Source organism: uncultured Jatrophihabitans sp. (genome assembly GCF_964252635.1).
Lineage (GTDB): Bacteria > Actinomycetota > Actinomycetes > Mycobacteriales > Jatrophihabitantaceae > Jatrophihabitans.
Map to the genome: position 1 here is coordinate 20,262 of NZ_CAXUNP010000012.1, position 25,183 is coordinate 45,444.

Here is a 25,183-nt window from a genome sequence, read left to right on the forward strand (position 1 = left end):
CCGATGACCCTGTCCGACTTCCCGCGCTACCCGCTGACCTTCGGGCCCAGCCCGGTGCACCCGCTGCCGCGCCTCACCGCACATCTCGGGGGCGCGGCCATCTGGGCCAAGCGCGAGGACTGCAACTCCGGACTGGCCTACGGTGGGAACAAGACCCGCAAGCTGGAGTACCTCGTCCCGGACGCGATCGCGCAGGGTGCGGACACACTGGTCTCGATCGGCGGGTACCAGTCCAACCACACCCGCCAGGTCGCGGCTGTCGCAGCCCGGCTGGGCATGCAGGCGGTCCTGGTCCAGGAGAAGTGGGTCGACTGGCCCGACAGCGTGAACGACCGCGTCGGCAACATCCTGCTGAGCCGCATCATGGGCGCCGAGGTGCGGATCGATCCGGCCGGGTTCGGCATCGGGTTCAAGGATTCGTGGAAGCAGGCCCTCGACGACGTCACCGCCCGCGGCGGCACCCCGTACGCGATCCCGGCCGGCGCCTCGGACCATCGGCTGGGTGGCCTGGGCTTCGCCCGCTGGGCCCAGGAGGTCGCTGACCAGGAGCGCGAGCTCGACGTCTTCTTCGACACCGTCGTGGTGTGCTCGGTGACCGGCTCGACCCACGCCGGCATGATTGCCGGCTTCGCCGCGCTCGAGCAGGCCGGGGGTCGACCCCGTCGGGTGATCGGCATCGACGCCAGCGCGCGGCTCGACGAGACCCGCGATCAGGTGGCGCGGATCGCCCGCAGCACCGCGTCGCTCGTCGGCCTACAGCGCGACCTGCGCGACGACGAGATCGTCGTGCTGCCCGGTTGGGCCGGCGAGCGCTACGGGATCCCGGTGGACTCGACCCTGCACGCCATCAAGCTGACCGGGCAGCTCGAAGGGATGATCATCGACCCGGTGTACGAGGGCAAGTCAATGGCCGGCCTGATCGACCTGGTGACCGGCGGCGACATTCCGAAGGACTCGACGGTGCTCTACGCGCACCTGGGCGGGCAACCGGCACTGAACGCCTACAGCAGCCTGTTCACCCACGCCGACGCTCTGCCGCTGTGATCATCGTCGACCTCAGGGTGATCGCGAACCGCGGCGGGACGCCGGAGCGCCCCGCCGCGGGACGGCCTCACTGCACCTTGGAACGCAGGAACTCCAGCGTGCGGGACCAGGCCTGCTCGGCCAGTTCGGGCTTGTGTGTCCCCATCTTGTCGTCGGGGTTCATGAAGGCGTGGCCGGCGTCGTAGTAGAAGAACTCGACCTCGGCACCGGACTCGGAGCGGATCTGCTGCTCGGTCTTGTGGGCGTCGTCGACCGGCATCATCTGGTCCTGCTCCCCGTAGTGGCCCTGGACCGCGGCGGTGATCCCGGCGTAGCTGGTGGGGGTGCCGGGGCCTACGCCGTAGTACGGGACCGACGCCGAGACCCGATCGCCTTCCTGGGCGGCCAGCAGCAGCGCGAAGGCGCCGCCCATGCAGTAGCCGACGACGCCGACGGACGAGGACGTGACGGCGTCCTGGCCGAGGAGGAAGTCGACCCCGCCGGAGAGGTCCTTCGTCGCCTGCTCGACCGGCAGGGAGGAGAGCATCTGCCCGGCCTCGTCCGAGTCGTGGGCCACGCGACCGCCGTAGAGGTCGGGCGCGAGCGCGAAGAAGCCCTCGGCGGCGAAGCGGTCGACGACCTTCTTGAGGCTGTCGTCCAGCCCCCACCACTCCTGGATGACGATCAGTCCGGGCCCGGACCCGCTGTCCGGAACGGCAAGATAGCCGTGAGCCGTCCCGCCGTTGCTCGGGAAGGTGACGTTCTGGAAGGGTTGCTCGGTCATGGAACTCCTCGTTGTGGTGGGTCGAGCGTGATGTTCGGGCGGGCGCCCGCGCCGGGCTCGCTGCCACGAGCGTGCCCACCTCGCCCGCCGGTGCAACTCGTAGGCTCGGGCCCGTGACGAACGCCGACATGGGCAGGCACTGGGCGGACAGCGCCGCAGGTTGGGTGGAGCACGAGTCGATCTTCGACGCGATCTTCTCCCCGGTGACCGACGCGATCCTCGCCGCCGCGGACGTGCGTGCGGGTCAGCGGGTGCTCGACGTGGGCTGCGGCTCCGGCACGCTGCTCGCTGCGGCCACCGTCGTCGGAGCGACCGCCGTCGGCGTCGACATCTCTCCCGGCATGGTGGCAGCGGCGGCCGCGCGGGTGCCGGCCGCGACCGTGCTGCTCGGCGATGCGCAGACCATGGATCTGACACGCGACGCTCCTGGCCCTCCGTTCGACAGCGTGGTGTCGCGCTTCGGGGTCATGTTCTTCGCTGACCCGGTTGCAGCGTTCACCAACCTCCGAGGGGTCGCGGCCGGCGGCGCCCAACTCGTGTTCGCCTGCTGGCGCACCTTCGCCGAGAACCCCATGTTCACCCTGGGCACGACCGTGCTCGCCGAGCGGCTGGACCCGCGTCCCGGGCCGCCCGCACCGGACGAGCCGGGACCCACGGCCTTCGCCGGCCGCCTCCGGCTCGAGCGGCTGCTGGCCGACGCGGGCTGGGCGTCGGTCGATGTCACGCCGCTGGACGTCGTGCTCGACTACGGCTTCGACGGCGACGACGGCGTCGAGCAGCGCCTGGCCACCGTCCTCAGCGTGACCACCGGGCGCACGGCCCGGGAGAAGCTCCAGCCGAGCCTGGAACCGGGTGCATGGGCCGAGCTGCTCGACGAGGTGCGCGCCGAGTTGCGTCGTCACCTCACCGACGGGGTCGTGCGGGTGCCTGCCGCGCTCTGGTTGGTGACGGCGCGCAATCCGACCTGACCGCCAGGCACGACGCAGCGGCGTCCGCGCGCCGGTTGACGCGCCCGTCGATCCGCCGGACGCGCAGGCGCCTCGTCCACCTCGGACGACGAGTGCGAACGATCCCGGCGACGGAGCGGCCGTCGCTCACTCGACGATGAACGGTTGCGCGGCGAACCACAGCGCCTGCACGTAGGCGTCCTTGGCTTCGTCGGGCGGTACGGGCAGCTGGCCCGACAGTTCGAGGCTCACCATGCCGTGGGCCACGACCCACAGGTGCAGGGCGATGCGCTCGGGGTCCCCGACGAGGTCGCGGTTGTCGACAGCGACGCGCACTCCCTGCACCAGTGGCGCGTAGGTCGCGGCGGCGGCCGGATCGTCGGCAGGGTCGAAGGCAATGTCCTTGGGCAGAGGCCCGAACATGAGGCCGTAGAGGTGCGGGCTATCGAGGGCGGCCTGCCGGTAGGCCAAGCCGATCTCGAGCAGCAGGTTGTCGCCGCCCTCGTTCTCGCCTGCGTGTGTCAGCTGCTGGCCGAGGCGCCGGAACCCCTCGCGGTGCATCGCGGCGAGCAGGCCCGGCTTGCCGCCGAACCGGGTGTAGACCGACATCGTGGAGGTGCCGACGTTGGTCGCGAGCTTGCGCAGCGACAGCCCGGATGGCCCGACCTCGGCGAACATGCGGGCGGCCTCGTCGATCAGCCGACGATCGAGGTCGTCGTGCGGCCCACGGTCGTCGCGCGCGCGGTCGACGGGGTTGACACCGGACATGTCCGCATCCTATAACACTGTTATGAAGCGGTCGGGTCACGGCGCCTCGGTGCTGATCGAGTCGCCATCGCAAGGCCAGTCCGAACCGGGTGCGGCTCATGGGCCGACGTGGAACCGGGCCGGCCTGGCGTTCAACGTCGCCGTCACGGTGCTCGACGTCGGCGTGGCGATAGCCGCATTCGCCGTGGCCCGGGACGCGGGAGCCGGTGAGGCGACGGCCTACCTGATCGCCGGGGTGGGTCCGGTGCTGGGCGGTGTCGCGGTGTGGGTGCGCGCCGGCAAACTCAGCGGTGCGTCGCTCGCCGTGTTCGCGTTCACCGCACTGTCCGCAGCGGCGGCGCTCGTCGGCAGCCGCGATGCCGACGCGCTGCTCTACAAGGACGCGGCCGTCACCGGTCTGATCGGGCTCATCTTCGGCGGCTCGCTGCTCTGCCGACGCCCGCTGGCCTTCTACTTCGGCCAGCGCTACGCCACCGACGGCACGCACGAAGGCATGCAGGAATGGACCGGGATGTGGCAGTACCCGCGTTTCCGGCGCGCGCAGTACGTCATCACCGTCGTGTGGGCGGTGGCCTACCTGCTCGAGGCCGCCGTCCAGACGCTGGTCGTCCACGCCTCGACGTTCGACGTCGCGTATGCCTGGACGCAAGTGCTGCCGTGGATCGCCACGGCGCTGGCCGTCGCGGCGACAGTGGTGCTCGCGCGCCACTACGCCCGCCCCTGAGGACAGCTCGGTACGGCGCAAGCGCGACGCAGCTGCCGCTACTGGTACTCGGAAGCGACCCGGTCGGTGTCGTTCCACGCGAAGACGGACTCGTCGATGTGCGGATCGAGGTCCAGTTCGCTCCATCGGTGATAGGTGCCGAAGGCCTCGTTGCCCTCGTGCAGCGTCAGGAAGGTCTGCTGGTCGACGACGATCTGCATGGGCTCCGGCTTGTGTGGCGGTGGAGCGAGCGTGATGCGCCACGCCGGTCGACCCAGCATGAGCACCTCCTCGGGACCATCGACGGGCTCGGTGAAGTCGTTTCCTTTCCACCGGGACCAGTCGAACAGTCGGACGCCGAACTCGTAGTCGTCGGGGGCGTGGAGCAGGTGCGGGTCAGCTGGTTCGATGTCGAGCACGTCGCTGCCGTCTCGGCGACACCAGACCGTGCCCGTGCCGGCGATGACGTGTACGGCACCGTCGAGCGCCGAACAGCGCACGCGTCGCCCGTCGCGCTGGACACGATAGGTGAACTCGGTGCCTCCGTGATCCGCGATCCGGGCGCGCACGACACCGGACAGTCGGGTCGGGGCATCGGCCATCGCCGCCAACATCTCGTCGAACCACGGGACCGATCGGCGTCGCGGAGCAGGCACCCAGCCGTGGGACGGCACGCGTCCTCACACCGCCGATCGTGCGAGGTGCACCGTCAGGTCGGCGGCGATCGGCACCTGCTCCGGGAGCAGGGTGCGGATGTCGGCGGAGACGGTCTGGCGGTCGGTGTCGGAGAGCACCAGGAACGCCGAGATCGTCCCGAGGTGGCCGAGGTAGTCGTCGGGCGACAACTGCAGACGGCGCGGCACGTCGATCTGGCGCACGTCGGTGAACAGCGGAGAGCCGGCCAGTTCGCTCCCTGGCCAGCGCAGGTCGGGACCGGACGTCACCGGCTCGGGTGCTCGAAGGACCTCATCCGACACCACCCGGGACCGCGCTTCGGCAACGGCGGCGGCCAACCGCGGGTCCGCCAGCTCGAACGGGCCTCCGAGGTTGGCGAACACCCCACCGCCGGTGAGCAGGGCGGCGACACGTTCCCACCGCCCCGCGGCGGACGTCCAGTGCAGCGAGGCGGCGGAGAAGACGAGATCGTAGGTGCGGTCGGTCGGCAGCTGCTCGAAAGGTACGGCCATGGTCGCTACCTCGGGCTGCACCTGTCGGTGCAGTTCGGCCAACATGGCCGGATCGGGATCGGTGGCGGTGAGCGAGATCCCGCGGCGGACGAAGGCCCGGGTTGCCTTCCCGGTGCCGGCGCCGATCTCCAGGGCGGATCTGACCGGTCGCGTGGCGTAGCGCAGCACCTCGTCGACGACGGCGTCCGGGTAACCGGGCCGGAACCGTTCGTAGGCCACGGCCGCCGCACCGAAACTGAGCCCGCGTCCGGTCACCGGGTCATCGTGGCACGCGTGAGGTCTAGCGCGCCTGACGGTTGCCGGGCCGGCGCCGGTCGGGGAGCCATCGGAAGAAGAAGACCAGTCCGCCGGCGACGACCGGAACGACGGCCACCGGCGCGTACACGAGGGTGGTCAGCAGGGCCAGGACGGCGCAACCGATGAGGATCCAGGTGGAGGAGCTCTCGGGATGCCGGAACAGGTGGGTGACGGACAGGACCGACCCCAGGGCGACACACCCACCGAGCACCAGAAGGACCAGGCCCACGACCCACAAGCCGGTCTCGTCGCCGGAGGAGGCGTCGATCGACCACGGAACGGCGAAGCCGCCGTCGGCGGCGATCGCCAGGACGGGAATCGCGAGGGCGCGGGGCGCCCGCCAGTAGGCCAGCACCGCCGCGGACCCGATCGACAGCCCGCACCCGATCACCTGCCACGCCCGGTACGGCCCCTCGGCGACGCCGTCGACGTCGTAGTACGTGTGGTCCCAGCCCAGCCAGGCGAACCACATGGCGGCCGCGAACAGGGCCAGCAGGCCCGCGTTGATCAGTACCCGCCTGACGGGGGGAACCGGGTGCGGCGACGACGCGGGCCTCGGCGGGATGGGAGCGGACATCGGACCTCCTGGGACGAGCGACCCGCCACGAGCGGCTTGCCGCGTGACCACAGCGTTCGCGGCGGCCAGGGTGTCCACATCCGCACAAGTACTCAGCGGAGCCGGGACGGCCGTACGTCGCCGTGGCCCCGCGCGCTCACTGCTCGTCGGGGTCGATCCCCATGACCAGGCCCTCGATGTCGTGTTTCTGCGTGATCGGCTCCAGCGTGTCCACGATCGGGCATCGCAGGTGGGTGCGTACGTGTTCCGGCAGCGCGTCGACGTACGCACGGGTGACCGCCAGGTCGTGGTGCTCGGCGTTGCCCGCGCCGGGGGCGTCCACGCCCAGCACGAGGACCGGACGTGCCTTGGCCGACTGGTTGGCGGTGCCGCGGTGCAGCGTGAGAGCAGAACGCACCGAGATGTCGCCCCGCTTCGGGAACTTCCTGACCGCACGTTCGAGGTAGCGGTCGTAGCGCGACTTCGGCGGGAACATGCCGTGATCGAAGTCGGCGCCGTCGTCGTACTGGGTGCCGATCGCGATCTCGAACGGGCCCATGTCCGGCTCGGTGTCGACCAGGGTCACGTTGAACGCCAGCGACGTCAGCTGCTTGTCCCGCACGGTCGCCTCGGGGGAGCGGAAGTCCCGGTGCCAGGGCTGATGGCGCGCACCTTCGAACGGGATGTCGAAACCCACTTCGACGACGGTCCAGTCGGGACCGAGCACCGACCCGCACACCGCCTGCACCCAGGGGTGCCCGACCAACTCGGGAAACGCGCCGATGGCCTCCGGGTGGACCTCGCAGTACCAGCGTTGCGGGCCGCGGCCGATGGTGCCGCCTTCGCGACCGCGCGCCTCCTGGAACGCCGCCTCCACGTCGGTGCGCACGCCGTCTATCAGCTCGACGGGGAACGCCTGCTTGTTCGCCGCGATGCCGTCGCGCCGCAGCGTGGCCGCGTCATCGGTCACGTCCACCTGTCTGTCGGTCGCCGTCATGTGAGCAGTTTGCCACGTTGCAAACCATGCGCGCCAGGGGGCTGGCATGCTGGCGTCGTGCCCCCTGACCGTCCGCCGAGCCTGCGCACCGTCGCCGATCTCGCGGGCGTCTCGGTCCGTACCGTCTCGAACGTCGTGAACGACTACGTCCACGTCGCGGCGTCCACCCGGGCGACGGTGCAACGGGCGATCGACGAGCTGGGCTACCGCCCCAATCTCGCGGCCCGGCAGCTGCGCGGCGGCCGCACGGGACTGCTGGGCCTGGTGCTGCCGGAGCTCGCCTCCCCGTACTTCGCCGAGCTCGCCGCATTGATCGCGGGACAGGCGGCGCAGCACGGTTGGACGGTGCTGGCGGACGAGACCGCCGGCGACGCCGAACGCGAACGCGCGCTGCTCGGCCGCACCACCACCAATGTCGTCGACGGGCTGGTGGTGAGTCCGTGGTCGCTCGCGCCGGACGAGATCGTGGCCGTGGCCGACGGGCTGCCGGTCGTTGTCCTGGGCGAGCGTTCCGCGGCCGACGCCGACCACGTCGCGATCGACAACGTCGCCGCAGCCCGCGACGCCACCGCCCACCTGTTGGCACGGGGCCGGAAGCGGCTGGCCGTGATCGGGCTGCAGCCGCACCTGTCGAACGACACAGCCGCGCAGCGCGCTCGGGGGGTCCGCAAGGCGCTCGGTAGGCGTAAGCCGGTCGCCGAGATCGCGACGACGACGCTGCACCGCGCCGACGGCGCCGCCGCCGTCGCGTCGCTGCTGGCGTCCGGAACGGACATCGACGGGCTGATCTGCTTCACCGACGAACTGGCGCTCGGTGCGATACGCCAGCTCGCTGACCGGGGTGTCGGCGTGCCGCACGATGTCGCCGTCGTCGGCATCGACGACATCGAGGACGGGCGCTACTCGGTACCGCGGTTGACGACTGTCGCGCCCGACAAGCACACGATCGCCGAGACCGCCGTCCGCAGCCTGCTGGCGCGCATCGAGGGCAGTCCGGAACACCGGCCGACCGACTCTGTCGTACCCCATCGCCTGATCGTCCGGGAGAGCTCGTAACCAGCAGGTCTGAAAGGGTGTTGCAGGATTTCGCCGCAGGGTGTTGACTTGAGGCTTGAAAGAGTCTTTCAGGCTTCGGAGGTTGCCATGCCGACGGCGAAACGGCCCGTGCTCGACGATGCGGCGGTCCTGCAGGCGCTGGGCCACCCGGTACGGCTCGACGTGCTCAACCACCTCATGGCGGAGGGGCCGGCCACTGCGTCGGCGTGTGCCCGCGCGGTCGGTGACACCCCGTCGAACTGCAGCTACCACTTGCGGGCCCTGGCGAGGTTCGGGTTGGTGGAGCGGGACGAGTCGGGTGACGGGCGGGAGCGTCCGTGGCGCGCCGCGATCACCGGTTTCGACATCGACGACTCGGCGCCGGGCAAGGCGGGGGATGCCGCAGCCGGTGTGCTGGCCGCGGCCCTGCAACTGGACCAGCGGTTGGCCCGGGACTACCTCGCGGACAGGGACGGCGTCGACCCGGCGTGGCGCGCCGCGGACGCGTTCAGCCAGTACTCGTTGCGGATCACGCCGCGGGAGCTGACCAGGCTGCTGGCCGACGTCGATTCGCTGATCCGCCCGTTCATCGCGGCGACGCGGGAGAAGGCGCCCGCAAAGGCCGCCCAGGTGCACCTCGGCGTGCAGGCGTTCCGGCGCGCGCCCGCCACGTGAGACGGCCGTCGCCGTTGCGTCATGCGGCATTCCGCCGGTTGTGGACGGCCGGCCTCGTCTCGACAGCGGGCGACTGGCTGCTCTTCATCGCCCTACCGGTCGTGGTCTACCAGCGCACCGGATCGACGTTCGGGACCTCGGTCGCGTTCCTGCTCGAACTGCTGCCGGGCGTCCTGCTCGCCCCGCTCGCCGGCCGCGGTGCCGACCGGTGGGACCGCCGTCGGGTGCTCATCGGGGTGGCCGTTGCGCAAGCGGTCGCGCTGGCGCCGTTGCTGATCGCGGGCGACGGTGGGCTCGGCGTGCTCTACCTGGTGATCGTGCTCCAGGCCGCACTGACCGCGCTCGACGAACCGGCGCGCCACGCCCTGCTCCCGGCTCTCGTCGACCCCGACGAGGTCCTGGCCGCCAACTCGTGGAACGCCACCGGGGAGAACCTGGCGAGACTCGTCGGTGGTCCGATCGGCGGGGTGTTGCTCGCCGTCGGTGGGCTGCACCTGATCGTGCTGGTCGACATGGCCACCTACGTCGCTGCGGCGGCACTGTTGGCGACGATGGGTAGCGCGACGTGCGCGCGGGTCCGCACCCCCGGACGCGGAGGTGGCCCTGGAGGGATGCGCGACGTCCTGGCCGTCCGGGACGTCCGGGCCACGCTCGGCACCATCTTCCTCACCGCCGTGGCGCAGGGTGTGTTCGTCGTGGTGTTCGTGGTCTTCGTGACCGGACGCCTGGACGGCGGGGCCGGCGCGGTCGGTCTGCTCAGGGGTCTGCAGGCCATCGGTGCCATCGTGGGCGCGATCGCCCTTGCTGTGGTGGCGAGCCGCTTCCGTCCACGAACCCTCGTCGCGGTCGGCGCCCTCGCCTTCGGCGTGCTCGATCTGGCGATCTGGAACGGCCCTGCGGTCACGACCGCGTTGCCGGTCTACGTCGTGGGTTTCGCATTGGCCGGAGCTCCCGGTGTCGTCGTCGGCTCGGCCATGCTCTCGGCTCTGCAGACCGACGCACCCGGACACCTGCTCGGGCGGACCTTCGGGCTCGCCGGCCTGGCCACGAACAGCGGTCAGGCTCTCGGCATGCTCGCAGCCGGAGTGCTCACGGTGCCCTTGGGCCTGACCGCCGTGCTGGACGGTCAGGCCGGTATGTACCTGCTGGCCGGGGCGCTGGCGGCACGGGGCGCGATCCGCAGCGCCGGGCGAGCGGGGTCGTCGTCACGTGCACAGGAGTCGGCCCGTCGACCGAGTCATTTCCTGGCCTGAACGGCCCGGACCAGGGCGTAGGCCAACCCCGCGGCGGCCGTCGCCACCACCGTCCACACCACGATGACCAACCTGTCGTGCGGTTCGGCCTCCACCAGCGGCGCCACCCCCGCGACGATCACCGCGACCGACACGAGGAACGCGAAGAAGAAGCCACGGGTCTCGCTGAGTACCTGGGTCTGTTGATGGTCGAGCAGCTGCTGCTGCAGCGACGCGATCCGCTCGAGCATGTCGAGGGTGTCGGACGTCTGCGCGACCTCCTCCTCCAAGCTGTTCGGCGACACCTCGTCGTCGCCGACGTGATCCGCATCCGCCGGGTCGTCGACGGCGGAGGCCACCGGATCGGACGCAAAATCGGGCGCAGGGCTGGGCGCAGGGTCGGGCGCAGGACCGGACACCGGCTCGGGGCCGAGGTCCGGGAGCCGCTTGCGGGCGCGATCCGCCTGGGCCGCGAGGCGCTGCTGGGCGCGCTGGTAGGAACGGCGCATCGCCGGATCCAGGTTCGCGGGTCCACCGCGTCCTGCCCGTTGCAGCGAACTCTCGACGAGGGAGGTCGTCTCCTCGCGCAGTGCAGCCAGCGCAGCGTCGAACCGGCGCTGCTCGTCCTCGGTGAGCACCCCGTTGCCGGGACGGGACAGCTGACGCAGAGTGCGGAAGTCGAGGTGTCGCAGCTGCTCCGCGGTCAGCTCGGCCGGCAGGTCCGAGCGCGTCACGCGCTGACGGTCGGGGCGTCCGGGCGGCGGCATCCCGTCATCCTGCCCTCTCGACCGGCGCCCGTCCGCCCCGGTTCACTAACCTGGGGAACATGCCCTCATCCCGCGTCCTGGTCGTCGAACTGCACGAGGACGACCCGGTGGGCCGCCTCGGTGACTGGCTTCGTGACGCCGGGCTCGACCTCGACGTCGTCCGGGCCCCGGACTTCCCCGACGCGCTCGACGGGCACGCCGGCCTGATCGTCATGGGCGGACCGATGGGCGCCAACGAGGACGCGTTGCATCCGTGGCTGCCCGGGCTGCGCGCGCTGCTGCGCGCCGCGGTCACGGCCGAGGTGCCGACGCTTGGCGTCTGCCTCGGCGGGCAGCTGCTGGCCGCGGCCCACGGCGGACGGGTCGTCCCCAGCGCCGACCAGCAGGAGATCGGTAACCAGCTCGTGGCCAAGCGCTCCAACGCGGCCACCGACCCGCTGTTCCGGCCGCTGCCCATCACCCCGGACGTCATCCAGTGGCACTACGACGCCATCACGACCCTGCCCCGCGGAGCCATCCACCTGATGAACTCGCCGGTGTGCGAGAACCAGGCGTTCCGCCTCGGTCGGCTGGCCTGGGGAATCCAGTTCCACATCGAGACGACGCCGGCGATGGTGCGCACGTGGGCGGCCCACAACGCCGAGGGGCTCGAGGACTACGACCTCGACGCGGTGCTCGCTCGCGCCGATGCGGTGCACGACGACCTGGAGGAGGTCTGGCGCCCGTTCGCCGACTCCTTCGCCGGTGTCGTCCGTGACCCCGACGCGGTCGCCGCGCACCGTGGGCCGTCGCTGTCGAGCGCCGCCCCGGTCACCGAGCCCGACGCCATCCGTGCCGCGCTGGCCTCGCTCGGCGCCGAGCAGAACGCCGCCCGCAGCTCCCCGCTGCCGATGCCGACGCTCCGGCCCGAGGGAGGCGCCGAGCCGAGCGACCAGGGCCTGCACGACAGCAGCGGCCCCCGGGACGCCGGCCGGTGACCGACGCGGTCGAGATCCCATCGCGGGTCGCCGCACGCCTCACCCGGCTGTCGTTCGCCGACGCCGCGACCGCAGCCGGTCTCCTCGTCGGCGAACCGCTGGCGTGGTGGGACGCCGAGGGCAACGCCCCCGTCGGCGACGAGGCCGCGATCGTGCTGGCCGCGCTCGGCCGCACCGCCGACCCCGACGGTGCCCTCGCCGCCCTGTCCGCGATCGCCGCGACCGACGAGGGCCGCGGTCTGCGCCAGGCGATGGAGGTGCTGCCCGAGCTACGCGGTCGCCTCCTCGCCCTGCTCGGCGTGTCCGTCGAGCTCGCGGAACACCTGCGCACCCACCCGGCCGACTGGCAGGTGCTGCTCGACGACTTCGACCTCGCCGGCGTCGGCCGCCGCATCGCCGAGGCCGTGGGCGCCGACGTCGACGACCCGGTCACCGGCACCTCGGGCACCCCGGCCACGGTTGACGGGCCCGACGCCGTCCGCGCCCTGCGCGACGCCTACCGGCGCGAGCTCGTCGCGATCGCCGGGCGCGACCTCGCCGGCGACCTCGACCTGCGCGTCGTCACCGAACTGCTCGCCGACCTCGCCGGGCACACCCTGCAGGCCGGTCTCGCGGTCGCCCTCGCCGACCAGCCTGACGGCAGCGCCCCCTGCCGGCTCGCCGTCATCGCCATGGGCAAGACCGGTTCGCGCGAACTGAACTACGTGTCCGACGTCGACGTCGTGTTCGTCGCCGAACCCACGGCCGACAACCCGGACGCCACCGACGGCGCGCTCACGACCGCCACGCGGCTGGCGTCGGCGATGATGCGGGTGTGCCGGGACGCGGCCTGGGAGGTCGACGCCAACCTGCGGCCGGAGGGCAAGGACGGCGTCCTCGTGCGCACCCTGGCCAGCCACGAGGCGTACTACCAGCGCTGGGCCAGCACGTGGGAGTTCCAGGCCCTGCTCAAGGCGCGGCCGGTCGCGGGCGACCCCGGCCTCGGCGCCGACTACGAGCAGCTCGTCGCCCCGATGGTCTGGACCGCCGCCGAGCGGCCGAACTTCGTGGCCGACGTGCGGGCCATGCGCCGTCGCGTCGTCGAACTGATCCCAAAACAGATCGCCGACCGTGACATCAAGCTCAGCCGGGGCGGGCTGCGCGACGTCGAGTTCGCGGTGCAGCTGCTGCAGCTCGTTCACGGTCGTGGTGATCAGATGCTGCGCGTCGCCGAGACGCTGCCCGCGCTCGACGCGCTGCGCAACGGCGGCTACGTCGGTCGCGACGACGCGGTGAGCCTCATCGACGCCTACCGCTTCCTGCGTGCCACCGAGCACCGCATCCAGCTGCGCAAGCTGCGTCGCACGCACATCCTCCCCGACGACCCGGAGACGCTGGAATGGGTGGGCCGTGCGATGGGCTACCGGCCCGACCACCGCGGCCCGTCGCGGGCTGTGTTCCAGGCCGAGTGGGACCTGCACGTACGCGAGGTCCGTCGTTTGCACGAGAAGCTGTTCTACCGCCCGCTGCTCGAGGCCGTGGCCCGCGTCCCGTCCGCCGAGCTGCGCCTGACCCCGGTCGAGGCGGGCCGCCGGTTGCAGGCCCTCGGCTTCAACGACCCCGACGGCGCGCTGCGACACATCGAGTCGCTGACGCAGGGCCTCAGCCGACGAGCCGCCCTGCAACGCACGTTGCTGCCGGTGCTGCTGTCCGAGCTCGCGGACGTCCCCGATTCCGACGGTGGGCTACTGGCCTACCGTCGCCTGTCCGACGAGCTCGGCACCACGCCGTGGTACCTGCGGTTCCTGCGCGACGGCGACACCGTGGTGTCGCGGCTGGCCTACGTGCTCGGCACCAGCCGTTACGCCGGTCGGATGCTCGGCCGGGCCCCGGACGCCTTGCGCATGCTCGGTTCACCGGAGCAGCTGCGCCCGCGTGAGCCCGGCGACCTGCTCGCGGCGATGCACGAGACCGCGCACCGGCAGGACACTCCGGGCACCGCGGTCACCGCCATCCGCGCCGTCCGTAGGCAGGAGCTCCTGCGCACCGCCTTCGCCGACCTGCTCGACGTGTCCGACGTCGACCAGGTGTGCGCAGCGCTGAGCGGCACCACCGACGCCACGCTCGAGGCCGCCCTGCAGGTCGCGACGCGCGCGGTGCTCGACCGGCGTTCGCTGGACGAGTCGCCCGTCCGCTTCGCCGTCATCGCCATGGGACGGTTGGGCGGTGCCGAGGTCGGCTACGGCTCGGACGCCGATGTGATGTTCGTCCACGACAGCGTCGCTGCCGATGCCACGTCGGCGGACGGCGAACTGGGGAGCAACGTGGCGCGCGACATCGCGGGGGAGCTGCGCTCGCTGCTCGCGGCACCGTCGTCGAACGACCCGCCGCTCGTCGTCGACGCGAACCTGCGACCGGAGGGGCGCAACGGCCCGTTGGTCCGCACCCTCGCCGCCTACGAGCGGTACTACGCACGCTGGTCCTCGCCGTGGGAGGCGCAGGCCCTGCTGCGCGCGCGACCGGTGGCGGGCGACGCCGAGCTCGGCCGCCGCTTCGTCGAGATGGTCGATCCGGTGCGCTACCCGGCGGGTGGGGTGTCGCCTGCCGACGTCCTGGAGATCCGCCGGCTGAAGGGTCGCATCGACAGCGAGCGGCTCCCGCGCGGGGCCGACCCGACGACGCACACCAAGCTCGGGCGCGGCGGCCTCACCGACATCGAGTGGACGATCCAGCTGCTGCAGCTCGGTCACGGCCACGAGGTCCCCGAGCTGCGCACGACCCACACGCTCGGCGCGCTCGCCGCGGCCGCGCACGCCGACCTCATCGACGGAGACCAGGCCGAGGTGCTAGAGACCGCGTGGCGCTTCGCGACCCGCGTGCGCAACGCCCTGATGCTCGTGCGCGACAAGCCCGGCGATCAGCTGCCCGAGATGGGCGCCGAGCTGGCGGCCGTCGCGCGGGTGCTGGGCTACTCGCCCGGTACCGACCCCGGACAGCTGGTCGACGACTACCGCCGCGCCGGTCGCCGTGCCCGCAAGGTCGTCGAGGACGTGTTCTACGGCCCGTGAGGCCCTCTCGCCGTTGATCAAATAGCGTTCAGCAGGGCTGCACACCTGCACAACGCGAGTTGATCACTGAGTTCCTCGAGACGCGGTCAGCGGAACAGGCTGCCAGCCCCGCCGCCGAACCCGCCCAGCCCGCCGAGCCCCTCGCGTGGCTGCTCGTTCGGCACCATCTCGGCGACCCAGCTGGCGAACGCGTCGGGGTTGCGCGACTGCAGCAGCACCAGGCCCGGGCCCCAGAAGTCGAACACCCAGCCCTCGCCGGACTTCATCGACTGGATGGTGCGGCCCTGCACGGCCCGTCGCATCTGGAAGCGGACCGAGAGCGAGTAGGCGACGACGTGGCCGGTGTCGATGGTGACCTGCTCGCCGTCGGCCAGGTCCATCATGTCGACGGCGCCGTAGATGCTGACGATGGCCTGTCCCTGGCCCGCGGCGCGGTAGCCGAACCCGCCCTCGCCGCCGAACAGATTGGCCATGCCGCCCCACTGGGTGTCGACCTGCACGCCCGCGGAGTTGGCGATCCAGCTGCCGCGGCGCAGGAAGAACGGCGTCTCGGGTTCGACGTCGATCGAGACGGTGTCGCCCGGCAGGACGCCGGCGACGTCGACCCACCCGCCCTGCGGGGGAGCGGTGTAGGTGGTGACGAAGAACGATCCGCCGCCGAGCACGCTGCGTTTCAGCCCGGCCATGACGCCGCCCTGCGCCTTGGACTCGAGTTGCACGCCGGCGCTGTGGGCGATCATGGCGCCGCCCTCGACGCGCACCGTCTCGTTGCCGTCCAGCACGCACCGGGCCACCGTGAAGGCCGGGGCGTGGCGGGTGTCCACTCTCATGACGCGGATCCTGCCACCCGTCCCAGGTCCTGGCGCAACTGCGACATGAACCGTTGCTGCGCCGGGTTGAGCTGCCCACTGAGCAACTTGTCCATAAGCTCGAGGTCGACGGCGGCCGGGCGGTTGGGCCGCCGGCGGCGGGGCAGCACCTGCGCGACGTCGCGAGCCAGCGCGGTGACGTCGTCGGACGGGGTGTCGTCGTCCAGGGCCCGGAAGCGCTGCAGCAGCACCATGAGGCGGGCGTTCGACGACGGGTCGCTGAGCAGCCGGTTCGCCCGGGTCAGCACTCCCGACATGCCCTTGGGGTGCAGCGCGTCCAGCAACGTCGCGGCCGACTCCTCGCCCTCGTCCAGTTCGTCGGACGGGCCGAGCAGTCCCGCGCCGCGCAATGCGTCGGTGAGGGCCCGGACCGGCTGGTCGAACGTCTCGGAGTCCGCGAGCTCGCGCAGCCGGTCGCGCGTGGTCTGCAGCTGCGCGATCTCGCGGTCGAGCTCGTCGGCGAGCGCCCGCAGGTCGTTCGGCAGCGCCCGCAGGTCGTCGGACATGGACGGCACGGCACCGACGCGGGCGGCGATCTGCGGGATGGGCATGCCCAGCGCGCGCAGGCGGACGATCCGGACGAGCGCCACGACCTCGCGGGCGCCGTACCGCCGGTACCCGGCACTGTCGCGGGCGGGCTCGGGGATGAGCCCGATGGCGTGGTAGTGCCGGACGGTGCGGGTGGTCACCCCCGCGAGCCGGGCCACCTCGCCGACCGAGAGGTGCGCGCCCGGGTCCGCAGTGGTGGTCATGACCTTCACGCTACGTCAACGACCACGCTGTCCGGCTGGCATGCTGACCCCATGCCCGAGGACCGTCCACCACTTCCCCCGTTCACCCGCGACACCGCCGCGCAGAAGGTGCAGGCGGCCGAGGACGCCTGGAACACGCGCGACCCGCAGCGGGTGTCCCTGGCCTACACCGAGGACTCGGTCTGGCGGAACCGCGACACCTTCGTCACCGGTCGGGCCGCGATCGTCGACCTGCTCACCGAGAAGTGGGAGCGCGAGCTGGACTACGCGCTGCGCAAGAACCTGTGGTCGTTCGCCGACGACCGGATCGCGGTGCGTTTCTCCTACGAGAGCCGCGACATCGACGGGCAGTGGTGGCGCAGGTACGGCAACGAGCTGTGGCAGTTCGACGCGCACGGCTACATGGCGCGTCGGGAGGCCAGCATCAACGACGTCCGCATCGCCGAGGGCGAGCGCCGGATCTTCGGGCCGCGCCCGGAGAGCGAACGCGGGGTGGAGTTCCCGTTGCAGTGACGCGGCGCCGCAGCACCCTGCGGGTCAGACGCCGAGTTCGCGATTGAGGCGGCGGACCTCGGCGTGCACCAGCGGGAGCAGCGGTGAGCTGCCGGGCAGCAGGCCCGCCTGGCGCTGCCACATCTCGACGTCGGCAGCGCCCCAGCGCGAGCGCGTCCAGGCCACCATGAGGTCGAGCTGGTCGCTCGCGAACACCGCGCCGCGCAGGTCACGTTCGAGCCGCTCGCGCCGGGCGACCACGCCGGGTGCGTCGGAGTGCGGCAGCAGCGGGCCCTGGTAGGCGCGGATGGCCTCGCCGACCCGGCCGGCCTCGATCAGGCCGCTGACCGTCAGCCAGTCGCAGTCGGGCGCGACCTGCAGCCGGTACGGGCGCGACGGCAGCACGTCGTCGCCGAGCAGCCCGCGCAGCCGCGTCATCTCGGCGCGGACGGTGGAGGTGTTGACGTCGTCGGCGTAGAGCTCGATAGCGAGTTGGTCACCGGACATGCCCTGCGGGTGGTCAGCGAGCAGCACCATCAGCTCGCTGTGCCGCGGGCTCAGCCGCAGGGTCTGGTTCCCGAGCTCCACCTGGCAGTCGGGCCGGCCGAGTGCCTGGACGCGGCACAGACGCTCGGCCGGCGGCGACCACAGCCGGGTGCGACCGGACACCGCGAGGATGCGGCCCAGCTCGGCTTCGGCCATCCGGGCCGCGGCCCGCACCATGGCCATGGTCTGAGGTCCGGCAATCGCGTCGGTGCCGGTGACGTCCACGACGCCCAGGACGGACTGCGTCACCGGGTCGTGGATGGGTGCGGCCGCGCAGCTCCAGGGCTGCACGGCGCGGCGGAAGTGCTCGGCCGAGCTGATCTGGACCGGTGCGTCCAGGCGCAGGGCCGTGCCGGGCGCGTTGGTGCCGGCCTGGGTCTCGTCCCACGCGGTGCCCTCGGCGAAGTTGATGCCCTCGGCCTGGCGCAGCACGCCCGGACGGCCGCACACCCAGAGCAGGCGCCCCTCCGAATCGCCCACCGCCATCAGGCTGTCGCACTCCTCGGCGGCCCGCCCGAGCACGTCGTAGAGCAGCGGGAAGACCTGCGAGAGCGGGTGCGCCGAGCGGTAGTCCGACAGCTCGGCGCGGTCCAGGGCCAGCGGGGCCTCGCGGCGGTCGACGTCGACGCCGGCGGCGAGCGAGCGCACCCAGGAATCGGCGACCAGCCCGCGCACTCCGGTCGGCAGCGTCCCCGATTCCAGGAACCGCTCGTGCTCGACGTGCGCGCTGCCTGCCGCCACGCTCACGCGGCGCTCACTGTGTCTGCAGTCACAACACTGCGGAGGCTACCCGAACCGCGACCCGCACATGCGAACAGCGAGGCGGGAACTGCCCGAACGGCCAGGGTGTGCTCGGCGAGTCGGGGAGTGCGCGCCCGGCGTCCGGCCGGTTTACCCGCGGATCTCTCGTCGCCGCCGAACGTCCGCCCTAGCGTCACCCCCGTCAAGCGCCGCGTGCCGGCGCCGCCGCTCACACCCCAGCGAGGTCGCCATGCAGGTCGATGAACTGCTCAAACCGTTCCCGATCAAGGAGTTCCACCCGTTCCCACGGGCCCTGCTGGGCCCCGGCTCGCACGAGCTCATCGGGCCCGAGGCGCTGAAGCTGGGGTTCAAGAAGACCCTGGTCATGACCTCCGGCCTGCGCGGCACCGACGTCGTGCACAAGATCGTCGAGTCGATGAAGTACCACGGCCTCGAGGTGGTCGTGTACGACAAGGTCGAGTCGAACCCCAAGGACTACAACGTCATGGACTCCGTGGCGATGTACCAGGAGAACAACTGCGACTCCTTCGTCTCCATCGGCGGCGGATCGTCGCACGACGCCTGCAAGGGCGCCCGCGTCTCGGTGGCCCACGACGGCCGCAACGTCAACGAGTTCGAGGGCTTCAACATGTCCGAGAACCCGAAGAACCCGCCGCACATCGCGGTCTCGACCACGGCCGGAACGGGCTCGGAGACGAGCTGGGCCTACGTCATCACCGACACCACGACCGACCCCGACAAGCCGCACAAGTACGTCGCGTTCGACGACGCGTCGGTCACCACCCTGGCCATCGACGACCCGGTGCTCTACTTCGACTGCCCGATCGACTACACCGCGCAGTGCGGTTTCGACGTGCTCGCCCACGCCAGCGAGCCCTACGTGTCCCGGCTGAACTTCGAGCCGTCGCTCGGCAACGCGATCCGCGCCATCAAGCTCACGGCCGAGAACCTGCGCGAGGCGGTGTGGAACGGTCAGGACCTCAAGGGCCGCGAGGGCATGATGTACGCCCAGTACATCGCCGCGCAGGCGTTCAACTCCGGCGGTCTGGGGATCATCCACTCGATCTCGCACGCGGTCAGCGCCTTCTACGACACCCACCACGGCCTGAACAACGCCATCGCGCTGCCCCGCGTGTGGGCGTTCAACATGCCGGCCGTCTACGGTCGCTTCGCCGACATCGCCGAGGCGATGGGCATCGACACCCACGGCATGACCAAGCCGCAGGCCGCCGACGCCGCCCTCGCCGCGTCGATCCGGCTGCTGCGCGACGTGGGCATCCCGGAGAAGTTCACCGACGTCACGGAGGACTCGTACTCGAAGAACCGGTTGGGCCAGGGCCCGACCAAGTACTACGAGAGCCAGAACGTCATCACCGGTGACGACGCGGACGTCGACCGCATCACCAACCACGTCCTCGGCGACGCCTGCACCCCGGGCAACGCCAAGGAGTGCACCTTCGAGACGGTGCGCCCGGTCGTCGACCACTGCATGAACGGCGACCTGGACGACCTTCTTTCATGAGCGAAACTGCAGGCGCGGCAACGGACGGCGCCACCTTCACCTCGGTCGAGGACGTGATCGACCGCTTCGCCGAGCACGGCTACCTCGCCGACCAGCGTCTCGCCACCACGGTCTTCCTGCAGTCCCGGTTGGACAAGCCGGTGCTGCTGGAGGGGCCCGCCGGCGTGGGCAAGACCGAGCTCGCGAAGTCGTTGGCCGAGGTGACGGGCCGTCCGTTGCTGCGTCTGCAGTGCTATGAGGGGCAGGACGAGAGCACTGCGCTCTACGAGTGGGACTACGGCAAGCAGCTGCTCTACACGCAGCTGCTGCGGGAGAAGATCGGCCAGATCGTCGGCGACGCCACCAGCATCGCGGAGTCCGTCGACCGCATCTCGGCCGAGGACAGCGTGTTCTTCTCCGAGCGCTTCCTCGCTCCGCGACCGCTGCTGGACGCGGTGCGCTCGGACGTCCCCGTCGTCCTGCTGATCGACGAGGTCGACCGGGCGGACGAGGCGCTCGAGGCCGTCCTGCTCGAGCTGCTGGCCGAGTACCAGGTGTCGGTTCCCGAACTCGGCACCTACGTCGCGAAGCACAAGCCGTACGTGGTGCTGACCTCGAACAACACCCGCGACCTGTCGGCCGCCCTCAAACGGCGCTGCCTGCACCTGTCGCTGGACTACCCGGACGCGGACCGCGAGCTCGACATCATCCGATCGAAGGACACCGGCCTGCCCGACGCGCTGGCCCGCACCCTCGTCGAGGTCGTCCGCGGCCTGCGCGAGCTGGACCTGCGCAAGGCGCCGAGCATCTCCGAGACCATCGACTGGGCACGCACGCTGGCGGTGCTCGGCGCCGCCGAGCTGACTGCCGACCTGCTGGCGCAGACGGCGAACGTCGTGGTCAAGTACGACCGCGACCTGCGGCGCACGTTGGAGGTGCTGCCGAAGCTGGTCGATCCGAACGCGACCGTGCCGAGCTCGCGCGATCACGGCCATTCGCACGGGCACAGCCACGGGGGGACGTCGCACAGCCACGACGGCGGCGACCACGACCACGAGCACGACACGGGTGGCGACGAGCCGGCTCCGGCGGACCCGGCGGGTCGCGAGGTGCGCGCGGCCAAGGACACGCCCGGACGGCACAACGCACCCAACTTCGGGGTCGCGCCCAAGGGCACCCCCGCCGTCGGCCGGGGTCAGGGTGAGCGCTCCTTCCGCTCCGCCGGTTCCCGCGGCAGTCGACGGCGACCGGTGTAGGCCGTGGAGGAGTCGATCCACCGCTTCGTGCGGCTGCTCCGGCTGTCGGGCGTGCGGATCGGGGTCTCCGAGGCGGTCGACGGCATGCACGCGCTGGCCGTGCCCGGTATCGCCGGCGACCGCGAGCTGACCCGCGCCGCCCTGCGCGTCAGCCTCGTCAAGGACCGCCGCGACGAGCCGGTCTTCGACCGGGTGTTCGACCGCTTCTTCCGCCTGGTGCGGGTGTTCGACGACGAGGACGCAGAGCACGGCCACTCCCACGACGACCTGTCCGACGAGGGCACGCTCGACACGTTCAGCCTGTCCGACGAACCCGGCGACCAGCCGCAGGGCGGGCACTCGCACGGCAAGCCCGAGGACATCAAGCAGTTCTTCAACGAGGAGGACATGGCGCAGCAGTACAACCTGCACCAGGAGGCCAACCGCCTCGACATGGCCTCCATGACCGACGAGATCGTGCTGTCCGACGACGCCGCCACCGACGCGGACAAGGCCGCCCGGGTGCAGCTGTCCACCTCCCGGCTGCACAACCCCGGCCGGCCCGGTGACCTGGCGCCGACCGAGGGCATGAAGATCGACGGTGAGCTGTCGGTCGCGCAGGAGATGGCGTTGCTCGCCTGGCTCGCCGACGACGAGGCCGAGGAGCTCGTCGATGGCGACGACCTCGACCCCGAGGAGCTCGCCGCCCTCAAGCAGCGCCTGGGCGGCCTGATCGAGCGGCTCCCGGACGCCCTGCGCAAGCACCTCGAGCGGTTGATGGCCGGCGGCCTGCAGATCGAGTCGCCGGACATCGCGGCGCCGAAGGCCGAGCGCATCGACGAGCGCGAACGCGCCGAGCAGGAAGAGGCCGTGCGCCGCCTGCTCCGCAGCCTGCACGGGGCGCCGCGCCCGCGCCGCCGGGTTGCGGCCAAGGGGTCCGTCGACGGTGCGCGGACGATGCGCCACAACATGCGCTACGACGGCGTGCCGTTCAAGCCGATCACGGTCGCGCGGGTCGCCGACCGGCCTCGGCTGCTGCTGCTCGTGGACGTGTCGCTGTCGGTACGCACCGCCGCCCGGTTCACGCTGCAGCTGGTCCACGGCCTGCAGAGCATGGCCTCGACGGTGCGCTCGTTCGCCTTCGTGTCCGACCTCGTCGAGATCACCGACCTGTTCGACGACCACCCGCTCGAGGACGCGCTGGGCCTGGTGATGGCCGGTCTACCCGCAGGCGGCGTGCTCGATGTCGACGCCGACTCCGACTACGGCAATGCCTTCGGTGAGTTCCTCGAGGACCACGGGGGTGCGATCACGCGGCGTACGACGGTGATCGTCCTGGGCGACGGGCGCGGCAACGGCAAGGACCCCAACTTCGGAGCGCTGTCGGAGATCTCGCGACGATCGCGCGAGCTCATCTGGCTCACGCCCGAGCCCCGGTACTCGTGGCGCCTGGGGTCCTGCGACCTGCCGGCGTACGCGGGCTACTGCGACCGCGTGCACGTCGTGCGGGACCTCGCGGCACTGGACCGAGTCACCGGCATGAGCCTGGCCCGGACCTCATGAGCCAGGTGCTGCACCGACCGGTGGCCGAGCCCATCGAGCCGTTGCACTCGTGCCCGGGCGGACGCTACGAGGACGCGCTGGTCACCGTGGTGCACGAACCCCGCGGTGACGGCCCGCCGCTGCGGGCCCGCGCGGAGGGCGGTCGCATCGTCGTCTCGCACCGGCTGGCCGCCGGCGGATCCGACGACGAGGTCGGGGTGCGCCTCGCCGAGGCGCTGGCCGCGCTGACGGACGACCACGAGGTCTTCGCCCGCGCGTTCACCGGCGTGGTGCTGACGACCGACCGCTACGCGCCGCGTGCGTGGGCGCGGTTCTACCGCAACACGCTCGACCTGATCCGCGACACCGCGGCGCCGGGCTACACCGGGGTCTACCGGCACGCTCTCGACCTGTTGCCGACGACGAGCGTCGCCGACCTGGGGTGCAGCTTCGGCTTCCTGGCCCTGCACCTCGCGTCCCGCGGCACTGCCGCTCTGGCGTGGGACGTGGACGCCGGGACGACCGCGCTGCTGCGGTGCATGGCCCGGACCCTGCGCCGTGACGTCGACGTCCGCGACGACGTGCACGCCATCGCCGACGGCGAGACCGACGGGGTCGCGCTGCTGCACGTGCTGGAGCACGTCGACGCGCCGACCGGCCGGCGCCTCCTTGCGCACGCCCTGCGGATCGCCCGCCGGCGCGTCGTGGTGGCCGTGCCCGTCGAGGACGTCCCCGACCCGCTGTTCGGCCACGTCCGGAGGGTGGGCCTCGACGACCTGCGCGACCTCGGGGCCGAGAGCGGGTGGACCTACGACGTGCACGACCACCTCGGTGGGTGGCTGGTGCTCGACCGAACGGAAGGCAGCACGTCCACGCACCTGTCCGGGTGCGCGGTCTAGTGGCACGCAACGAGAGCAGGGGAGCAAGGACATGACGAACGTCGACCCGAACCCGAGACCTGGCGGCGGCGCGACCGAGCAGGACGTCGCTCCGCACCCGAGCCCGTCCCACGCAGCACCCGAACCGGTGGCCGATGCGTATGCATCCCCGGTGCCCGTGGCCAACGCGGCCCTGGTCGGGGTGCCCACGTTCTTGGTGGGCTCCATCGCCCTGGGGCTGAACCTCGTCGACTACGTGCCGCAGGGCATCGTCGGCGCGCCGATCGCCATCATCGCCATGGCCACCGGCCTCGGTCAGGTCATCGCCACGATCTTCGCGCTGAAGGCGGGGGAGAGCGCCGTCGCCAGCGTGTTCGGCATCTTCGGCGGTTTCTGGCTCAGCTACGCCGCCCTGGTGCTGGGCATCCTGCACAACTGGTTCGGCTTCACGACGCCGCCGGCCGGTGCGTCGGCGTCGCAGGCGGCGTCCGCGGCCGTGACCGCCATCGACGACTCGGTGAAAACGTTCCTGCTGGCCTGGCTCATCCTCATCGTCATCCTGACGCTGGCCTCGATCCGGCTGCCCGCCGCCTTCACGCTGCTGTTTGCGCTCGTGGACGTGGCCCTGCTGTTCGTGTACCTGGCCTACCACAACGCGTCGGCGGGCGTGCCCGACTCGGGGCAGCTCAAGACCGGCGGCGTGTTCGTGTTCGCGTTCGTAGCGGTGGGCGCCTACCTGTTCTTCGACGCCATGTTCGCGGCGACGGGCGGGAAGAACCTGCCCCTCGGGCGGCCCGTCCTCAAGTAGTCCCGCGGTGATCGACTGCGCCACCGGTCGTCCTGCGACCGCCGGCGCAGTTGATCACGGGTGGGAGTCGGGTCAGAGGGCGAGTCGGGTCAGAGGGCGAGTCAGGTCAGAGGGCGAGCCGCGTCAGAGCGCGCCCATCTTGCTGGCGACGTACACGGCCTCGGCCCGGTGCCCGACCTCCAGCTTGCGCATGATGTTGGCGACGTGGAACTTGGCCGTGGTCTGGCTGATGAACAACGCCTTGCCGATCTCGCCGTTGGACAGCCCGCGGGCCAGCAGCCGCAGCACCTCGAGCTCGCGGGCGGTCAGGGCCTGGGCGCCGGGCCCGCTGTGCGAGCTCAGCCCGCGCACCATCGCCGAGGCGGACTTGGGGTCGAACGCGTTCTGCCCCGCGTGCACGGTGCGGATGGCCCGCACCAGCTCGGAGGTGTCGACCTCCTTCACGACGTAACCGCGCGCCCCGCGCCGCAGCGCCGCCGCGACGATGCTGTCGTCCAGGGTGGTGGTGAGCACCAGCACGGCCAGGCCCGGGTGGGCGGTGACCAGGGCCTCGCAGAGGTCCAGACCGGCCAGCCCCGGCGCGCCCGACAGCTTGAGGTCGAGCAGCACCAGCGACGGCGAGGTCGCGGCGACCACGGCCATTGCCTCCTCGGGCGTCGCCGCCTCGCCGACGACCCGCAGGTCGCTCTCGCGCCCGAGCACCGAGCTGAGCCCCTGCCGGACGATCGCGTGGTCGTCGACCAGCACGAGATCGACGGTGCGGGGGCCGGCGGGAAGGGTGGCGGTCATCGGAACTCCTCGGG

At 71.6% G+C, this 25,183-nt stretch carries 25 protein-coding genes; 14 read left to right on the forward strand and 11 right to left on the reverse strand.

Translation table 11 applies throughout. The features are described 5' to 3' along the window. Positions 1-3 precede the first annotated feature (3 nt). Positions 4-1,044 (forward strand): 1-aminocyclopropane-1-carboxylate deaminase, encoded by a 1,041-nt coding sequence (locus tag ACFFCA_RS07635; RefSeq protein WP_375483410.1) that lies wholly within the window; start codon positions 4-6, stop codon positions 1,042-1,044. Between the two features lie 67 nt (positions 1,045-1,111). Here the strand turns inward: ACFFCA_RS07635 and ACFFCA_RS07640 are convergent, their stop codons facing one another. Further along, the gene (locus ACFFCA_RS07640) at positions 1,112-1,807 is read right to left on the reverse strand and encodes a dienelactone hydrolase family protein (RefSeq protein ID WP_375483411.1); all 696 of its coding nucleotides are present in this window, start codon (positions 1,805-1,807) and stop codon (positions 1,112-1,114) included. A 113-nt stretch (positions 1,808-1,920) separates the two neighbouring features. Between ACFFCA_RS07640 and ACFFCA_RS07645 the strand changes: the two genes are divergently transcribed. After that, positions 1,921-2,775, forward strand: a complete 855-nt coding sequence (locus tag ACFFCA_RS07645; protein WP_375483413.1) for a methyltransferase domain-containing protein — start codon at positions 1,921-1,923, stop codon at positions 2,773-2,775. Between the two features lie 126 nt (positions 2,776-2,901). Here ACFFCA_RS07645 and ACFFCA_RS07650 read toward each other — a convergent pair whose 3' ends face one another. Continuing rightward, positions 2,902-3,522 carry a TetR/AcrR family transcriptional regulator gene (locus tag ACFFCA_RS07650; protein WP_375483415.1) on the reverse strand — a complete coding sequence of 207 codons (621 nt, stop codon included), beginning with the start codon at positions 3,520-3,522 and terminating at the stop codon, positions 2,902-2,904. Between the two features lie 22 nt (positions 3,523-3,544). On the opposite strand from ACFFCA_RS07650, the gene ACFFCA_RS07655 reads away from it, so the two are divergent. Further along, positions 3,545-4,246, forward strand: a complete 702-nt coding sequence (locus tag ACFFCA_RS07655) for a VC0807 family protein (RefSeq protein ID WP_375483416.1) — start codon at positions 3,545-3,547, stop codon at positions 4,244-4,246. A 38-nt stretch (positions 4,247-4,284) separates the two neighbouring features. Here the strand turns inward: ACFFCA_RS07655 and ACFFCA_RS07660 are convergent, their stop codons facing one another. The 4 genes from ACFFCA_RS07660 to ACFFCA_RS07675 all read right to left on the reverse strand — a co-directional run bounded on the left by ACFFCA_RS07660 (position 4,285) and on the right by ACFFCA_RS07675 (position 7,262). Then, a complete protein-coding gene (locus ACFFCA_RS07660; RefSeq protein WP_375483418.1) occupies positions 4,285-4,827 on the reverse strand; it encodes a hypothetical protein in 543 nt (180 codons plus the stop codon). Positions 4,828-4,905: 78 nt separating this feature from the next. Next, complete coding sequence (locus ACFFCA_RS07665; RefSeq protein ID WP_375483420.1) at positions 4,906-5,667, reverse strand: class I SAM-dependent methyltransferase; 762 nt, start codon at positions 5,665-5,667, stop codon at positions 4,906-4,908. A 25-nt stretch (positions 5,668-5,692) separates the two neighbouring features. Next, a complete protein-coding gene (locus ACFFCA_RS07670) occupies positions 5,693-6,286 on the reverse strand; it encodes a hypothetical protein (RefSeq protein WP_375483421.1) in 594 nt (197 codons plus the stop codon). Positions 6,287-6,422: 136 nt separating this feature from the next. Next, on the reverse strand, positions 6,423-7,262 hold the full coding sequence (locus ACFFCA_RS07675) for a phytanoyl-CoA dioxygenase family protein (RefSeq protein ID WP_375483423.1): 840 nt from the start codon (positions 7,260-7,262) through the stop codon (positions 6,423-6,425). Positions 7,263-7,319: 57 nt separating this feature from the next. Here ACFFCA_RS07675 and ACFFCA_RS07680 point away from each other — a divergent pair, with 57 nt between their 5' ends. The 3 genes from ACFFCA_RS07680 (at position 7,320) to ACFFCA_RS07690 (ending at position 10,225) form a co-directional block, all read left to right on the forward strand. Next, positions 7,320-8,318 (forward strand): LacI family DNA-binding transcriptional regulator, encoded by a 999-nt coding sequence (locus tag ACFFCA_RS07680; RefSeq protein ID WP_375483425.1) that lies wholly within the window; start codon positions 7,320-7,322, stop codon positions 8,316-8,318. Between the two features lie 87 nt (positions 8,319-8,405). Then, positions 8,406-8,972, forward strand: coding sequence for an ArsR/SmtB family transcription factor (locus ACFFCA_RS07685; protein WP_375483427.1), 567 nt, complete (start codon positions 8,406-8,408; stop codon positions 8,970-8,972). A 14-nt stretch (positions 8,973-8,986) separates the two neighbouring features. Further along, a complete protein-coding gene (locus tag ACFFCA_RS07690) occupies positions 8,987-10,225 on the forward strand; it encodes an MFS transporter (RefSeq protein ID WP_375483429.1) in 1,239 nt (412 codons plus the stop codon). Here the strand turns inward: ACFFCA_RS07690 and ACFFCA_RS07695 are convergent. After that, positions 10,210-10,938: a hypothetical protein gene (locus ACFFCA_RS07695; RefSeq protein ID WP_375483431.1), complete on the reverse strand. Its 729-nt coding sequence runs from the start codon at positions 10,936-10,938 to the stop codon at positions 10,210-10,212. The two genes, ACFFCA_RS07690 and ACFFCA_RS07695, sit on opposite strands and share 16 nt — an antisense overlap. A gap of 92 nt (positions 10,939-11,030) precedes the next feature. Here ACFFCA_RS07695 and ACFFCA_RS07700 point away from each other — a divergent pair, with 92 nt between their 5' ends. Both ACFFCA_RS07700 and ACFFCA_RS07705 read left to right on the forward strand, forming a co-directional pair. Further along, complete coding sequence (locus tag ACFFCA_RS07700) at positions 11,031-11,948, forward strand: type 1 glutamine amidotransferase (RefSeq protein ID WP_375483433.1); 918 nt, start codon at positions 11,031-11,033, stop codon at positions 11,946-11,948. Further along, positions 11,945-14,995 carry a bifunctional [glutamine synthetase] adenylyltransferase/[glutamine synthetase]-adenylyl-L-tyrosine phosphorylase gene (locus ACFFCA_RS07705; protein WP_375483435.1) on the forward strand — a complete coding sequence of 1,017 codons (3,051 nt, stop codon included), beginning with the start codon at positions 11,945-11,947 and terminating at the stop codon, positions 14,993-14,995. The genes ACFFCA_RS07700 and ACFFCA_RS07705 overlap by 4 nt, the downstream gene beginning before the upstream one ends. Positions 14,996-15,081: 86 nt before the next feature. On the opposite strand, the gene ACFFCA_RS07710 is transcribed toward ACFFCA_RS07705, so the two are convergent. Both ACFFCA_RS07710 and ACFFCA_RS07715 read right to left on the reverse strand, forming a co-directional pair. Continuing rightward, on the reverse strand, positions 15,082-15,825 hold the full coding sequence (locus ACFFCA_RS07710; RefSeq protein ID WP_375483437.1) for a TIGR00266 family protein: 744 nt from the start codon (positions 15,823-15,825) through the stop codon (positions 15,082-15,084). Further along, positions 15,822-16,616, reverse strand: coding sequence for a MerR family DNA-binding transcriptional regulator (locus ACFFCA_RS07715; protein WP_375483439.1), 795 nt, complete (start codon positions 16,614-16,616; stop codon positions 15,822-15,824). The genes ACFFCA_RS07710 and ACFFCA_RS07715 overlap by 4 nt, the downstream gene beginning before the upstream one ends. A gap of 51 nt (positions 16,617-16,667) precedes the next feature. Here ACFFCA_RS07715 and ACFFCA_RS07720 point away from each other — a divergent pair, with 51 nt between their 5' ends. After that, a complete protein-coding gene (locus ACFFCA_RS07720; RefSeq protein ID WP_375483441.1) occupies positions 16,668-17,129 on the forward strand; it encodes a nuclear transport factor 2 family protein in 462 nt (153 codons plus the stop codon). A gap of 24 nt (positions 17,130-17,153) precedes the next feature. On the opposite strand, the gene ACFFCA_RS07725 is transcribed toward ACFFCA_RS07720, so the two are convergent. Next, entirely contained in the window at positions 17,154-18,401 is a 1,248-nt protein-coding gene (locus ACFFCA_RS07725) for a GAF domain-containing protein (protein ID WP_375483443.1), read from the reverse strand. A 244-nt stretch (positions 18,402-18,645) separates the two neighbouring features. On the opposite strand from ACFFCA_RS07725, the gene mdo reads away from it, so the two are divergent. Genes mdo through ACFFCA_RS07750 form a run of 5 tightly spaced genes read left to right on the forward strand, consistent with a single transcriptional unit; the run spans position 18,646 to position 24,380 of the window. Then, a complete protein-coding gene (gene mdo, locus ACFFCA_RS07730; protein ID WP_375483445.1) occupies positions 18,646-19,938 on the forward strand; it encodes an NDMA-dependent methanol dehydrogenase in 1,293 nt (430 codons plus the stop codon). Further along, positions 19,935-21,173, forward strand: coding sequence for an AAA family ATPase (locus ACFFCA_RS07735; RefSeq protein ID WP_375483447.1), 1,239 nt, complete (start codon positions 19,935-19,937; stop codon positions 21,171-21,173). Before mdo ends, ACFFCA_RS07735 begins: the two co-directional genes overlap by 4 nt. 3 nt (positions 21,174-21,176) lie before the next feature. After that, positions 21,177-22,715: a VWA domain-containing protein gene (locus ACFFCA_RS07740; RefSeq protein ID WP_375483449.1), complete on the forward strand. Its 1,539-nt coding sequence runs from the start codon at positions 21,177-21,179 to the stop codon at positions 22,713-22,715. Further along, positions 22,712-23,593 carry a mycofactocin oligosaccharide methyltransferase MftM gene (mftM, locus tag ACFFCA_RS07745; RefSeq protein ID WP_375483451.1) on the forward strand — a complete coding sequence of 294 codons (882 nt, stop codon included), beginning with the start codon at positions 22,712-22,714 and terminating at the stop codon, positions 23,591-23,593. The genes ACFFCA_RS07740 and mftM overlap by 4 nt, the downstream gene beginning before the upstream one ends. A 31-nt stretch (positions 23,594-23,624) precedes the next feature. Continuing rightward, complete coding sequence (locus ACFFCA_RS07750) at positions 23,625-24,380, forward strand: GPR1/FUN34/YaaH family transporter (protein ID WP_375483453.1); 756 nt, start codon at positions 23,625-23,627, stop codon at positions 24,378-24,380. A 123-nt stretch (positions 24,381-24,503) separates the two neighbouring features. On the opposite strand, the gene ACFFCA_RS07755 is transcribed toward ACFFCA_RS07750, so the two are convergent. Then, positions 24,504-25,169 carry a response regulator gene (locus ACFFCA_RS07755; RefSeq protein WP_375483455.1) on the reverse strand — a complete coding sequence of 222 codons (666 nt, stop codon included), beginning with the start codon at positions 25,167-25,169 and terminating at the stop codon, positions 24,504-24,506. Between the last annotated feature and the right edge of the window lie 14 nt (positions 25,170-25,183).